This window comes from Pseudoclavibacter sp. CFCC 11306 (assembly GCF_008831235.1).
GTDB lineage: Bacteria > Actinomycetota > Actinomycetes > Actinomycetales > Microbacteriaceae > Pseudoclavibacter_A.
Window position 1 is genome coordinate 393,739 of sequence record NZ_WBKF01000001.1, and the last position, 13,873, is coordinate 407,611.

Below are 13,873 nucleotides of genomic sequence, written 5' to 3' on the forward strand. Positions count from 1 at the left end.
ATATTCGGGATACCGTTGAGTAATCAGCGTTTCATACGCTGAAACTCATCACTCCGGAGAACACCCGGGGTTTCCTTAAAGCACATGGAGTCGCAGGTATGTTCAAAGATTCTTCAGAAGCTCTCAAGTACATCAGAGACGAAGGCGTCAAGTTCATCGACGTTCGTTTCACTGATCTGCCCGGAGTGCAGCAGCATTTCAATCTGCCTGCCGAGTTCGTCGACGAAGACTACTTCGTCGACGGTCAGCTCTTCGACGGCAGCTCGATCCGTGGCTTCGCGAGCATCGACGAATCCGACATGCAGCTGATCCCCGATGTCACCACGGCATACCTGGATCCCTTCCGCAAAGAGAAGACGCTGATCTTCAACCATGACATCTTCAACCCGCGCAACGGCGAGATCTATTCGAAGGATCCCCGCCAGACGGCGAAGAAGGCCGAGGAATACCTCGCTTCGACCGGCATCGCCGACACTGCGATCTTCGCCAGCGAGGCCGAGTTCTTCATCTTCGACTCGGTGCGCTACGAGATCTCGTCAGGGCGCAGCTTCTACGAAGTCGACTCCAACGAGGCTGCGTGGAACAGCGGCCGCGAAGAAGAGGGCGGCAACCTCGGCAACAAGACCCCGTACAAGGGCGGCTACTTCCCCGTCACTCCCGTCGACAAACTGGTCGATGTTCGCGACGAGATCGTGACCGAACTGATCGCCGCCGGCCTGCAGGTCGAGCGCAGCCATCACGAGGTGGGCACCGCCGGCCAGTGTGAGATCAACTACCGCTTCAGCACGCTCACCAACGCAGCCGACGACCTGCTCAAGTTCAAGTACATCGTCAAGAACGTGGCCCACCGCAACGGCAAGACGGCGACCTTCATGCCGAAGCCGCTCTTCAACGACAACGGCTCGGGCATGCACACCCACCAGTCGCTGTGGAACGCCGGCAAACCGCTGTTCTACGACGAGACCGGGTACGCCGGACTCTCCGATGTCGCACGCTGGTACATCGGCGGCATCCTGAAGCACGCTCCGGCGCTGCTGGCATTCACGAACCCCACGGTGAACTCGTACCACCGCCTCGTTCCGGGCTTCGAGGCTCCGGTCAACCTGGTGTACAGTGCCGGCAACCGTTCGGCGGCCGTGCGAATCCCGATCACCGGCACCAACCCGAAGGCGAAGCGCCTCGAGTTCCGTGCGCCCGATGCCTCGGGCAACCCGTACTTCGCCTTCGCCGCTCAGCTCATGGCCGGCCTCGACGGCATCAAGAACAAGATCGAGCCGCACGAGCCGGTCGACAAGGATCTCTACGAGCTGCCTCCCGAGGAGGCCAAGGGCATCCCGCAGGTGCCCGGATCGCTCGACCGTGTGCTCGACGCACTCGAAGCCGACAGCGACTTCCTGCGTGCTGGCGACGTGTTCACCGACGAGGTGTTGAGCTCCTGGATCGAGATGAAGCGCGAGACCGAGCTCAAGCCGCTCGCTCAGCGCCCGCACCCCTACGAGTTCGAGCTGTACTACGGCTGCTGATCGCTGAACTCGCAGACGGCAACGCCGCTGCCTGACCGTGTCGCCCGACCGGGCGCCGATCAGGCAGCGGCGTTCCGCATTTCTCGGCGGCATCTTCGTGCCTCGCGGCCTGCAGTGGTCACTCGCCGTAGAACAGCCGTTCGAACACACGTCGGGAGCGCCGGGTCGCACGCAGATAGTCGTTGTCGAGGCGTGCGCTCTGCCCACTCGCGTAGCCGAGCACGCGTGCGGTGGGCTCCAGGGCGCTGCCCGGTTCGGCGAGCACATCGCTGGCCGTGCCCGTCGCGAGGATGTTGGCGTCGCGTACCCGCGAGGCGAGCAGCCACGCGTGGCGCAGGGTCTCGGCATCGCTTTGAGAGATCGCCTCGGCGGTCTCGAGCGCCGAGAGCGCAGCGAGGGTGTGCGTCGTGCGCACGGTCGTGTCGTGTGCGGCAAGGCGCAGCTGATACAGCTGCACGATCCACTCCACATCGGTGAGAGAACCTCGGCCCAGTTTCACATGGCGTGACGAGTCGACGCCTCGCGGCAGCCGTTCGGATTCCATGCGCGCTTTGAGCCGTTTGATCTGGCGCTCGTCATCGCGAGTGAGCGGTCTCTCCCACCGTACGGCGTTGATCGAGGCGAAGCTTCGGTCGAGCAGCTCGGGGTCGCCGGCGACCGGGGCCGCCCGCAGCAGTGCGTGACGCTCCCACGGCTCTGCCCAGCGCTCATAGTAGGCTGCGAGCCCTTCTGGCGTGCGGGCGATGGCGCCTTTGCGCCCCTCCGGCCGAAGATCCAGGTCGAGTTCGACCGGCATGCGAAAATCCTGCACGGCCTTGCCGAGCGCCTGCGCCGCAGCACGGATGTTGGGGCGCTCGTGCACGGCCTCATACACATACATGACGTCGAGATCGGACGAGAACCCGATCTCGGCCCCGCCGAAGCGCCCGAGCCCGATGACCGCCAGGCGCACGCCGAACCGCTCTTCGGCATCGAGCCACTCAAGCAGTGCCGTCAGCAGCGCCCGGTAGATGTCGGAGAGCGCCGGTGAGATGGTCTCGGCCGGCACCTCGTGAACGACGCTCCAGATGGCCAGCCGCAGCACTTCGCGGCGACGCACCTGCTGCAGCAGCGCGACCACTCGGTCGTCGGCCTTCGGGTGCCGAGCGACGATCGCGAGCATCTCGTGTCGCATCACTTCGAAGGTGCGCGGCTGCACTCCGTCGTCGTCGTCGAACCACTTGGCAGCCTCGGGCTGACTGGCGAGCGCGTCGCCGATGAAGCGCGAACGAGACAGGGCTACAGCGAACCGGCGGGCGGCCACCGGAGAGTCCCGCAGCATCCGCAGATACCAATAGGCCTCTCCGATCGACTCGCTGACCCGGGTGAAGGCCAACAGCCCGAAATCCGGATCAGTGCCCTCGGCGAACAGCTCGAGCATGAGCGGCAGCAGATGGCGCTGGATCTCGGCGCGCCGACTCACTCCTGTCGTCAGCGCGGTGATGCGATCGAGCGCGCCTGCGGGATCGCGATAGCCGATCGCGCTGAGACGCTCGCGAGCATGCTGCTCAGTGAGCTGGAAATCGGCACCGGGGATGCGGGCGACCGCCGCGAGCAGCGGGCTGTAGAAGATGCGGGTGTGCAGATCGCGCACCGAGCGCTTCACCTCGGTCCAAACGGTCAGCAGTTCGTCGGCATCTGCGGCGAGCCTGCTGGAGCGGGCCAGAATGCGGAGCTCTTCGGGATCGGTCGGCATGAGATGGGTACGCCGCATGCGTCGCACCTGCAGGCGATGCTCGAACACCCGAAGGGTGCGGTAGTCCTGGGCGAAGTCCTCGGCCTCGCGTCGTCCGATGTAGCCGTTGTCGGCGAGCTGGCGCAGCGCCTCCAGCGTGCCGCGAGCCCGTACTCGTTCGTCGTGCTGTCCGTGCACCAGCTGCAGCAGCTGTACGGTGAACTCGACGTCGCGCAGCCCGCCTGGGCCGAGCTTGATCTGTCTGGCCACCTGCTCGGGCGGGATGTGGTCGCTCACCCGTTCGCGCATCGCCTGCACCGACTCGACGAAGTTCTCCTGCCGAGCCGATCGCCACACCATCGGGCGAATCGAGTCGATGTACTCGCGACCGAGCTCGACGTCGCCCGCCATGGCGCGTGCCTTGAGCAACGCCTGGAACTCCCAGCCCTTCGCCCACCGTTCGTAGTAAGCCAGATGCGACGCCACGGTGCGCACGAGCGCACCGTCCTTGCCCTCGGGACGAAGATTCGCATCGACCTCCCACAGGCCGGGTTCGACACCGCCCGCCGAGATGATTCGCATCATCGACTGCACGATGCGCGTGGCGGTCACCAGGGCTCGGGTCGGGTCGGCGTCGTCGACCGGCTCGGCGACGTAGATGACATCGACGTCGCTGAGATAGTTCAGCTCGCGTGCGCCGGTCTTGCCCATCGCGATCACCGCGATGCGCACGTGGTCGACGCGGTCTCCCAGCTGCGAACGGCACTCCTCACGGGCGAGCTGCAGGGCGGCATCCATCGCAGCATCGGCGAGATCGGCCAGGGCGACGCTCACTCGTGCGACGACGTCGCGGGGGTCGGGTGTGGCGAAATCCCAGTGCGCCAGCTGCGCGATGTGTCGTCGGTACCGGGTGCGCAGGGCGAGTGCGGCAGCCGAGACGCTGTGTGCAGCGGATGCCGGGGTCGCACATGCTCCGGTCGCCGTCTCGTATCGAGCGGCAGCGACGGCTTCGGCAAGGCTCTCACGGTACTCGTCACGGGTCAGCGGCGACTCGTCATGGGTCAGGAACCAGTGCAGCTCGGCAGGGTCACGCAGCAGAAACTCGCTGAGCCCGAGAGATCCGCCGATCAGACGCAGCAGTCGGGTGAACGCCGCTTCGTCGACGTCGAGCACCGCCGGGTGACGCTCGGCGATGCCGATGAACTCGGTGAGGGCCGTATCTGGGTCTGCGGCCGTCGAGAACGCTGTCAGACGTCGGCAGACGACGTCTGACAGCGCCGTCTGCTGCTCATGCAGCAGATCGAACGCCCTGCTCGGCTCGGCGAACCCGACGCGGGCGAGTTCGAGACGTGTCAGCGTCGGGGCGTGACTCATCAGCGGCCGTTCGAGATCAGAGTCTGTTCAGATTGTGCGACAGCTCGTAGTCGGTGACCTGCGCACGGTAGTCGCGCCACTCCTTGCGCTTGTTGAGCAGCACGTAGTTGAACACCTGCTCCCCCAGCGTCTCAGCGACGAGCTCGCTCTCTTCCATGAGCTGCAGCGCCTGCTCGAGGCTGCCGGGCAGATCCTTGATGCCCAGGGCACGACGTTCGGTGCGGGTGAGCTCCCACACGTTGTCTTCGGCCTCGGCGGGCAGCTCATAGTCTTCTTCGATGCCTTTGAGGCCGGCGGCGAGCAGCAGCGAGTAGGCCAGGTATGGGTTCGCCGCCGAATCGATCGCACGGTACTCGATGCGGGTGCTCTGACCTTTGCCGGGCTTGTAGAGCGGAACGCGCAGCAGCGCCGACCGGTTGTTGTGGCCCCAGGCGATGGAGCTCGGCGCCTCATCTTCGCCCCAGAGTCGCTTGTACGAGTTGACGAACTGGTTCGTGACCGCGGTGATCTCGGCCGCGTGCCGCAGAATGCCGGCCATGAACTGGTGGGCGGTGTGCGAGAGCTCGTACTGCCCGCTGGGGTCGTAGAAGGCGTTGTTGTCGCTCTCGAAGAGCGAGAAGTGCGTGTGCATGCCAGATCCGGGCTGATTCGGGAAGGGCTTGGGCATGAACGTGGCATGCACACCCTGCTCGATGCCGACCTCTTTGACCACTGTGCGGAAGGTCTGGATGTTGTCGGCCATGGTGAGCGCATCAGCGTAGCGCAGGTCGATCTCGTTCTGGCCCGGACCGACCTCGTGGTGCGAGTACTCGACCGAGATGCCGAGTTCTTCCAGCACGCTGACTGCCTGGCGTCGGAAGTCGTTCGCGGTGCCGCCCGGCTCGTTGTCGAAGTACCCGGCGTGGTCGGCGGGACGCAGCGGCCAGTTGTCGACCGAATCGCGTTCGAGCAGGTAGAACTCGATCTCAGGGTGCACGTAGAACGAGAACCCCTTCTCTGCCGCGTGTGCGAGGGTGCGACGCAGCACATTGCGAGAGTCGGAGGCGGCGGGCTGCCCGTCTGGCGTCGTGATGTCGCAGAACATACGCGCCGTGGGATCGATCTGACCGCGCCATGGCAGCAGCTGGAACGTGGTCGGATCTGGGAACGCCAGCATGTCGGACTCTGAGACACGCGAGAAGCCCTGAATGGCCGACCCGTCGAATCCGATGCCCTCTTCGAAAGCTCCCTCGATCTCGGCCGGCGAGACCGCGACCGATTTGAGCGAGCCCACGACATCGGTGAACCAGAGCCGGACGAAACGGACTCCGCGATCTTCGATGGTGCGGAGCACGAAGTCGATCTGCTTGTTCATGGGGACCCTTTCACACGATGACACCGGGTGCGCGCAGCGGCGGCAGTGACACGACAACTCTAGGCCATCGAGCCGCATGAGATCGGCCGCGACGCGACAAGCGAACAGGGCGACGGCATCCGCCGACGGATGCCGGGTCAGTCTTGGGCGTCGGCTGCGTCCTCGTCGTTCCACTGCTTGGCGCGTGCCGCCACGATCTCGAGCGCGCGGGCGGCTTCGTCCCGCGTGGCGAACGGCCCGATGCGGTCGGTGCCCAGCGACTGCGGGCCCTCTTCGACCTCGCCGGTGCGCGTGTTGTACCAGAAGTTCTTCTGTTCGCTCATGGGTTCCTCCGTGATTTCTGCGGTGCTGTCACTGCTCAGCGTACAATCGCCTCATGCCTAAAGATGCACAAGGCCATATGATCCCTGGTCTCCATACTCCTCGTCTCACCGTTCCGGCCGACATCGAACGCCCGTTCTACGTCGACGTCAAAGACTTCGATGAGACTGGCTTCGGCGACACCTACAACGACGAAGAGATCGAGCGCATCCGCGAGTCGAGCCGAATCGCCGCTGGCGCCCTCGACGCGATCGCCGCCGAGATCCGTCCGGGAATCACCACCGATCACATCGACCGGGTCGGGCATGAGTACATGGTGTCGCACGGGGCCTACCCCTCGACGCTCGGGTACAGCGGGTTTCAGAAGAGCCTGTGCACCTCGGTCAACGAGGTGATCTGCCATGGCATCCCCGACGACACCGTGCTCGAAGAGGGCGACATCGTGAACGTCGACGTGACCGCTTTCAAGAACGGCATGCACGGCGACACGAACCGCACTTTCTTCGTCGGTGAGGTGAGCCAGGAGGCCCGTGACCTGGTCGACCGCACGCTTGAGGCCACGCTTCGCGGCATTCGGGCGGCGAAGCCCGGCCGGCAGGTCTCCGTGATCGGCCGCACCATTGAGAAGTACGCCAAGCGCTTCGGCTACAGCAGTGTCCGCGAGTACACCGGCCATGGGGTGGGGCGGCAGTTTCATTCGGGACTGATCATCCCCCACTACGACGATCCAGAGCGTTTCACCGACGTCATAGAAGAGAACATGGTCTTCACCGTCGAGCCCATGCTCACCATCGGCAGCCCGCGCTGGACGACGTGGAAAGACGGCTGGACGGTCGTCACCGCCGACAAGTCGCTCACCGCGCAGTTCGAGCACACCATCGTCATCCACGCCGACGGCGCCGAGATCCTGACCGGCTCGCTGGTCGAGAACAGCTGATCGTGGCGCAGGCGATCGGAATCGACGTCGGCGGCACCGGAATCAAGGCTGCCATCGTCGACACGACCACAGGAGAACTGCTCAGCGACCGGCTGACCGTCGAGACGCCGGAGCAGGCCACGCCGGAACAGGTGGTGAGCGCTGCCCAGCAGTTGGTCGCCGCTCTGCTGGAGCAGCCGGCGGTGCTCGGCACCTTCGGCCTCGAGGGAATCGCCGCTCGTGATGCGGCGGCTGGCGGATGGAACATCGAGATGCCCATCGGCGTCGCGCTGCCCTCTGTCGTCGTCGACGGCATCACGCTGTCGGCGGCCAACGTCTCGACGCAGTGGATCGGTCACGACGCAGCGGCCCACTTCAGCCGCGCGTTCGGCGTGCCGGTCGCGATCGTCAACGACGCTGACGCCGCCGGATGGGCTGAGGCCCACAGCGGCGCCGCCCGCGGCCAACGCGGTCTCACGATCGTGACCACGCTCGGCACAGGCATCGGGTCGGCACTGATCCAAGACGGTCTGCTGATTCCGAACACCGAGCTGGGGCATCTCGAGATCGACGGAGAACCCGACTATGAACGGGTGGCCTCGCCGGTGGCCCGCGAGCGTGACGGAATCAGCTTCGCCGAATGGGGCGCGCGACTGAGCCGGTACTACCAGGCGTTGGAACGGCTGTTCTCCCCGAGGCTGTTCGTCATCGGCGGCGGCATCTCGAGTGCGCCGGAGCTCTTTCTGCCGCATCTCGACGTCCAGACGCCGGTGCACATCGCCCGGTACAACCAGAACGCAGGCATCATCGGGGCTGCGGAGTTCGCCGTGGTCGCCACCGGCTGACGGCAGGGCTGCCGGCGATGCGGCGGCCTCATGCTGTGCCGGTGCATTCGAGGTGTGGACGGGATGCTCGATACGCCGGGTTCTGTCGCCGGCCGCAACACACGAGGTGCCGTGACCGGGTGCGATCATCTCTCTCGGCGTGCCATTGCTGACACGCTCCAGCAACCTACCCGGAGGTACAGGCGGGCCGCCCACCTCCATGCTTGGTCTTGCTCCCGATGAGGTTTACCCAGCTGGGCATGTCACCATGCCCACTGGTGGTCTCTTACACCACCGTTTCACCCTTACCAGCTGCGACCGGGGTCGCCGCTGGCGGTCTGCTCTCTGCTGCACTTGCTCTCGGGTTGCCCCGGGTGGGCGTTACCCACCATCGTGCCCTGTGGAGCCCGGACGTTCCTCGGACCAGATCTCTCTGGCACGCGATCGCATGAGCATCCCGTCCAGCGAGAGAGTCTACTCCCCTGACGCCCCGAACTCTGCATCCGCATCGAAACGGGTCACTGGGCGATCGTGAAGTCCCAGGGATCGGTGCGCAGGTCGCTGACGGTGAAACGCACCTGCGGCAGGCGCTCCGCAAGCTGTCTGGCTGCGACCGGCAGCCACACCCATTCGCTGGCCCAGTGTGAGAGATTCACGACAGCGGGCAGGCCTGCGGCACGCGCGTCGAGGGTCACGTGGTGACGCAGATCGGCAGTCACATAGACATCGGTGGCCTGCACCTGCGGCAGCAGCAGCAGCGAGTCGCCTGCCCCGCTGCACAGCGACACGGTGCTGACCTCACGTTCGAAGTCACCCGAGACTCGCACCTGCGAGGCCGTCGACGGCAGCACGCGAGCGATGTCAGAGGCGAATTCTCCCAAAGTCGTACCCGCCGGCAGCCGCCCCAAGCGCCCTAGCCCAGCATCCCCATTCGCGTCGTCGGCTGGCACGAGCGGGCGTTGCTCTCGCAGACCGATGAGATCGGCGAGCACTGCGTTCACACCGCCAGGCGCGCTGTCGGCGTTCGTGTGCGCGCTGAAGAGGGCGATGCCGTCGCGAGCGGCTGCGAAGAGCAGACCGCCGGCGGCGGATGCGGCATCGAGCGTGCGCACCGGGCGAAAGAGCGAGGGGTGATGTGTGAAGAGCATCTGCGCGCCAGACCGTCGGGCCTCGGCGAGCGTCTCAGCTGTGACGTCGAGCGCGAGGTGCACGTGTGTGACCGTCGCCGTGCGATCGCCCACAGCGAGTCCGGGGTTGTCCCACGCCTCGGCCAACGAGGGCGGCCAGAGCCTCTCGGCGACATCGACGATCTGCTGCAACGATGTGGTCATGGGCGTCTCCTGACGGCGCGAGATGGGTGTTTCAGGGCTGGACAGGCTAACTGGTGGCGAGGGAGGTGCCGTCGATCGTGACGACGAAGACCAGCGTCTCATGCCTGAGCGCCTCGGGCAGCTGATCAGGGATGCCCTCAGTGGGAGGCACGACCGCCATCAGGGTCGTGCCGACCGGCTGGTCTGTCAGCGCCTCATGGAGCCCCTTCGGCAGAGCCGAGACCGCACGTGAGGAGGCACCGGAGGCGAAGTCGTCACCGACGACGTCTCCGAGGCCCCAAGTGGTGGTGTACGCGCGAAAGACCAGCTGGTCGTTGTCGGCGACCGGTGCCCCGGTGCCGGGCGTGAGCACCTTGACCTGCGTCGTCTGGGGCGGACGGCCGCTGCCTGGGGACACCTCCACGGGGCGGCCGGACTGAAACGTCGCCTGAGGAAAGTCGTCGTCGGCGAGACTCTGCTGCGTCGGGCGATCTTCGGTCGGCGGAGCGTCGACATCGAGCACGGCGACAAGCCCGCGGTCGGCATCGAGGCCTGTGGCGGCGAGACGCTCGTCGCCATAGAAGCTGCGGGCCTTTCCCGTCACCACGATGCGACTGCCGCTGTGCAGCCCGACGACTGACTCCGCCACCCCGGGCTCGGCATCTCTGACGGTCGTCGTGAACGCACGGGGCCAGGAGCCGGCGGCGCTGATCGCTGTGCCGTCACCGGCGTCGGTGATCTTCGCCTTCACCGAGATGGTGGTGTCATCAGTGATCTTGGGCCCGTCACCGGCGCTGACCACGGAGCGCTGCAGGCCGTCGACGGTCAGCGGAGCGTCGAAGTGCACCTCGGGCTCCGAGCCGAAGTCTGCGGCGACCTGCACCGACTGGGACGCCGAGCCTTCGGAGACGGCGCTCGAGCAGCCTGAGACGATCAGCGTCGTGCAGAGCATGACGCACAGAGCCGCGATGAGACGGACGTCGATGCCGCGACGCGAGGGGTTCGTCGTCATTGGCAGCGCCGCTGCTCCCGCGGCGATCGGCTGGGAGGACCTCTGTGTGCGAGTCACTGTGCGGTGGCGGGAGCCGTCGACTCGATCTTGACGACGAAGATCAGCGTCTCATGCTGCAGAGCGTTGCCTGCGGCATTTCCGTATGCCTCCGCAGGAGGCACAACGGCCAGAACGGTTGATCCGACCTGCTGCCCGACGAGTGCCTTCTGAAAGCCTTTGACCACACCGCTCACGTTGAACTGCGCCGGGTCTGAGCCGAAGTTGCCGTCGAAGTGCTGGCCGTCGCGCCACTTCACGCCTTCGTAATGCACCGTCACCGCATCATTCGCTGAGACCGTTGCGCCTGACCCCTGCGTCAGCACCTTGATCTTCGTCTCTGACGGCGGGTCGCCCTGTGCGGCGGCAACGGTGGGAACGCCCTTGTCGTCGAAGGTCACCGCGGGGAAGTCGGCGTCACCGAAGTCGTCACGAGTCGGCTGGTCATCGGTGACGGTCTTCTCGACCAGATCGAACACGGCGACCAGCGGCTGAGCCGGATCCATGCTGCTGCCGTTGAGCGCATCGCTGCCGAAGAGCTTCGCCGCATTCGCCGTGATCACAACGCGCGATTTCAGCGGCACGCCATCGAGCGCAGCACCGAGTGCGGGATCATACTGTGAGAAGTCGAGCGACATGGTCTGCTGCCAGCTGGAATCGTTCGTGTACTGCTTGCCGTCAGAGCCGTTGTAGAGCGCAAAGCGCACAGACACGAAGTCGTCTTTGGAGATCTTGTCTCCGTCACCGGTGATCACGACGTTCTTCTGCACGTCGTCGGCCTTCAGCGGAGTGTCGAACGTGACCTCAGGCACTGAGCCGAAGTCGCCGCTGACCGTGACGGCATGTGCCACGCTGTCGTTCTGGACGGAGCAGCCCGCGAGCCCGATCATGAGAGCGACCGCAGCGGCGGTGGCGAACAGCTTCTTCACAGAGTGATCCTTTCCCGCAGCCGGATTCGGCCGCACCCCAACAGTATGACAGGGCTCTGGTGCGCAGAGTCGGGTGTGGCGTCGAAGACTCGCGAGACGGCACACGCCTGTACTCCGCCGGTCTCAGGCCCGACCGACGCCGGCGCGGTGCAGCGCCTTCGCGATCACCCATCCCAACAGGGTGAACAGCAGCACCGAGACGACTGTCAGGGAAGCCTGGGCGACATCGAGCCAGACTGACCCGGTCTTGCCCTGGAACACCAGTGCGAAGAGCAGTCCCAGCAGAGCTCCGGAGACAAGCGAGCCGATGACGGCTCCGGTGCGGGTGCGTCGTCTGTACCCGGTCACCGCCCAGGGCAGCTCCTGCAGCACGCCGATCATGACGAGGTAGGCAAAGACCGCCCATCCCAGAGACTGAATGGGCGAGATCGCGGTGAGGAGGCCGGCCAGCACGATCGTGATGAGCCCGACCAGCGGTAGCCGGTATGTGCCCTGCGCGATCGCCCCGGGCAGAAAGTACATCCCGATGAGAGCGCCGTATGCCCAAGGGGCAATCGTGATGACGATGATGTGGAGCCCCCCTGTCACCATGAAGAGCAGCCCGGTGACGACGCCGATGGCCGCGCAGCTGAGCAGGATTCTGGTGTTGAGGCGTGGCATAGGGGTGATTCTAGTCTCTGCAGCGCCGATTTGACCGGGGAATCCTGCCTGTCGTTCGGAGCCGCTGACGTGCAGTTCGACAACGCGGTCAGAGCCGCGGACACGATCGATGCGGTTTCGTTACCAAACCACGTTGAGCGGCGTCAAGAGTCACACCAGTATGGTTAGTGCCTCATTTCAGAGGCGCGTCGAGAGGATGACACGTCATGGACAACGAGCTTCCAGCCGGAGAGCGGACCCGCGGGTACCGCTTTCTCGAGATGCTTCCTGCACTGTTGAGCTATGGCACCCTGCTCGGTTTGGTGGTCATCTCGTTCTTCAGCCCCGTCGTCGCAGCGTGCGGTCTGCTCGTCATCGTGCTCATGATGCTGTTCAAAGCCGTGCGTTCGGGTACCGAGATGATGATCGGCAACGCCCGCATGGAATCGGCCGAAGACGTGGACTGGGCGCAGCGCCTCGCACTGCTCGAGCGGCCCGAGGCTGCAGTCATCGACGAGCCGCGCGGTGCCTTCCAGCTGCGTCGTCACCAGCGCAACCTCGCTGCGGCGGCTGCCAATCCCGGGCTCTTCCCCAAGCCCTCGCAGCTGCGCAACGCCGTCATCGTGGCGGCCTACAACGAGCCTTATGAGGTCATCGCACCCACGTTCCAGGCGCTGGCAGACACCACGTATGACAACGACCGTCTCATCGTGCTCTTCGCGTACGAAGAGCGAGGCGGCCAAGGCATGGAGCTCACCGCGAAGCGCGTGCAGCGCGAATTCGGCGATCGATTCGGTCACTTCGAACTGGTGCGCCACCCCGCCGAGCTGCTGCCTGGTGAAATGGCGGGCAAAGGCGCGAACATCACGTTCGCGGGTCGCCGCCTGCAGCAGATCGTCGATGAGAGCGGGCTCGAGTACTCCGACGTCGTCGTGACCACTCTGGACTGCGACAACGTGCCGTTCCCCTCGTACTTCGACTACGTAAGCTACGAGTACATCGTGCATCCCGAGCGCAAACGGATGTCGTTCCAGCCGATCTCGCTGTTCTTGGGCAACATCTGGGATGCTCCTGCGCCGAGTCGCGTCATCGCCAACGGCAACACGTTCTGGAACCTGATCAGCTCGATGCGTCCGCTCTCTCTGCGCAACTTCGCCTCGCACTCACAGCCCCTCGACGCTCTCGTCGAGATGGACTTTTGGAGTACGCGCACGATCGTCGAGGACGGCCACCAGTACTGGCGCAGCTACTTCCACTTCAACGGCGACTACAAGGTCATCAGCATTCACGTGCCGATCTATCAGGACGCCGTGCTGACCGAGACGTATGGCCGCACCATCAAGGCGCAGTTCAAGCAGCTGAAGCGCTGGTCGTACGGTGCCTCTGACGTTCCCTATGTTGGCGTGCGCGTCTTCGGGCGCACCGCCGGCACTCCGCTGCTCAAAGACATGGTTCGGTTCGTTCAGCTGCTCGACAGTCATGTCAGCCTCGCCTGCATCGCTCCCCTGATCGCGTTCGGCGCGTGGATTCCCTTCGTCATGAGCATGCGTGCCGAATTCATGGACACCTTGGTGCTCAAGCTCCCGTTCATCGTCGGAACCGTGCAGCAGGTCGCCCTGCTGGGCATTCTGCTGATGATGTGGCTGGGCTTCAATATGCTGCCGAAGCGGCCTGCTCGGTACGGCCGCATGCGTTCGTTCGGGATGATTCTGCAGTGGGTGCTGATGCCGGTGACCGGCATCGTCTTCAACTCGCTGTCGGCGCTCACTTCGCAGACACAGCTGCTGTTGGGGCATTACCGCGAATCGTTCGATGTGACCGAGAAGGCGACCCACGCATCCATGGCGACGCATGCCGCGCCGCAGACGCAGTCGATTGACATCTCGAAGATCACCGCGCGCGCCGCCTGACAGAGGTTCTC

Annotated in this window: 11 protein-coding genes and 1 other RNA gene; 4 read left to right on the forward strand and 8 right to left on the reverse strand. The window is 65.0% G+C overall.

Features of this window, described 5'->3' with window-relative positions; all coding sequences use genetic code 11:
• Nucleotides 1-98 precede the first annotated feature (98 nt).
• Nucleotides 99-1,523 (forward strand): type I glutamate--ammonia ligase, encoded by a 1,425-nt coding sequence (gene glnA, locus F8O09_RS01735; protein WP_158031443.1) that lies wholly within the window; start codon nt 99-101, stop codon nt 1,521-1,523.
• 118 nt (nt 1,524-1,641) lie between these two features.
• Here the strand turns inward: glnA (F8O09_RS01735) and F8O09_RS01740 are convergent, their stop codons facing one another.
• The 3 genes from F8O09_RS01740 to F8O09_RS01750 all read right to left on the reverse strand — a co-directional run bounded on the left by F8O09_RS01740 (nt 1,642) and on the right by F8O09_RS01750 (nt 6,288).
• On the reverse strand, nt 1,642-4,611 hold the full coding sequence (locus F8O09_RS01740) for a bifunctional [glutamine synthetase] adenylyltransferase/[glutamine synthetase]-adenylyl-L-tyrosine phosphorylase (protein ID WP_158053723.1): 2,970 nt from the start codon (nt 4,609-4,611) through the stop codon (nt 1,642-1,644).
• A 16-nt stretch (nt 4,612-4,627) separates the two neighbouring features.
• The gene (gene glnA / locus F8O09_RS01745) at nt 4,628-5,965 is read right to left on the reverse strand and encodes a type I glutamate--ammonia ligase (RefSeq protein WP_158031441.1); all 1,338 of its coding nucleotides are present in this window, start codon (nt 5,963-5,965) and stop codon (nt 4,628-4,630) included.
• A gap of 137 nt (nt 5,966-6,102) precedes the next feature.
• Nucleotides 6,103-6,288: an SPOR domain-containing protein gene (locus tag F8O09_RS01750; protein ID WP_158053724.1), complete on the reverse strand. Its 186-nt coding sequence runs from the start codon at nt 6,286-6,288 to the stop codon at nt 6,103-6,105.
• Between the two features lie 53 nt (nt 6,289-6,341).
• On the opposite strand from F8O09_RS01750, the gene map reads away from it, so the two are divergent.
• A complete protein-coding gene (map, locus tag F8O09_RS01755) occupies nt 6,342-7,223 on the forward strand; it encodes a type I methionyl aminopeptidase (RefSeq protein WP_158031439.1) in 882 nt (293 codons plus the stop codon).
• 2 nt (nt 7,224-7,225) lie between these two features.
• Nucleotides 7,226-8,047 (forward strand): ROK family protein, encoded by an 822-nt coding sequence (locus tag F8O09_RS01760; protein ID WP_158053725.1) that lies wholly within the window; start codon nt 7,226-7,228, stop codon nt 8,045-8,047.
• 55 nt (nt 8,048-8,102) lie between these two features.
• On the opposite strand, the gene rnpB is transcribed toward F8O09_RS01760, so the two are convergent.
• The 5 genes from rnpB to F8O09_RS01785 all read right to left on the reverse strand — a co-directional run bounded on the left by rnpB (nt 8,103) and on the right by F8O09_RS01785 (nt 11,973).
• Nucleotides 8,103-8,486: RNase P RNA component class A (gene rnpB / locus F8O09_RS01765), an RNA gene on the reverse strand.
• A gap of 58 nt (nt 8,487-8,544) precedes the next feature.
• Nucleotides 8,545-9,357: a Nif3-like dinuclear metal center hexameric protein gene (locus F8O09_RS01770; protein WP_158053726.1), complete on the reverse strand. Its 813-nt coding sequence runs from the start codon at nt 9,355-9,357 to the stop codon at nt 8,545-8,547.
• Between the two features lie 46 nt (nt 9,358-9,403).
• Nucleotides 9,404-10,348, reverse strand: a complete 945-nt coding sequence (locus F8O09_RS01775; RefSeq protein WP_158053727.1) for a hypothetical protein — start codon at nt 10,346-10,348, stop codon at nt 9,404-9,406.
• Nucleotides 10,349-10,401: 53 nt separating this feature from the next.
• Nucleotides 10,402-11,313 (reverse strand): FKBP-type peptidyl-prolyl cis-trans isomerase, encoded by a 912-nt coding sequence (locus F8O09_RS01780; protein ID WP_158053728.1) that lies wholly within the window; start codon nt 11,311-11,313, stop codon nt 10,402-10,404.
• A gap of 123 nt (nt 11,314-11,436) precedes the next feature.
• Complete coding sequence (locus tag F8O09_RS01785; RefSeq protein ID WP_158053729.1) at nt 11,437-11,973, reverse strand: ECF transporter S component; 537 nt, start codon at nt 11,971-11,973, stop codon at nt 11,437-11,439.
• Nucleotides 11,974-12,179: 206 nt separating this feature from the next.
• Between F8O09_RS01785 and F8O09_RS01790 the strand changes: the two genes are divergently transcribed.
• A complete protein-coding gene (locus F8O09_RS01790; RefSeq protein WP_192496695.1) occupies nt 12,180-13,862 on the forward strand; it encodes a glycosyltransferase in 1,683 nt (560 codons plus the stop codon).
• Nucleotides 13,863-13,873 lie beyond the last annotated feature (11 nt).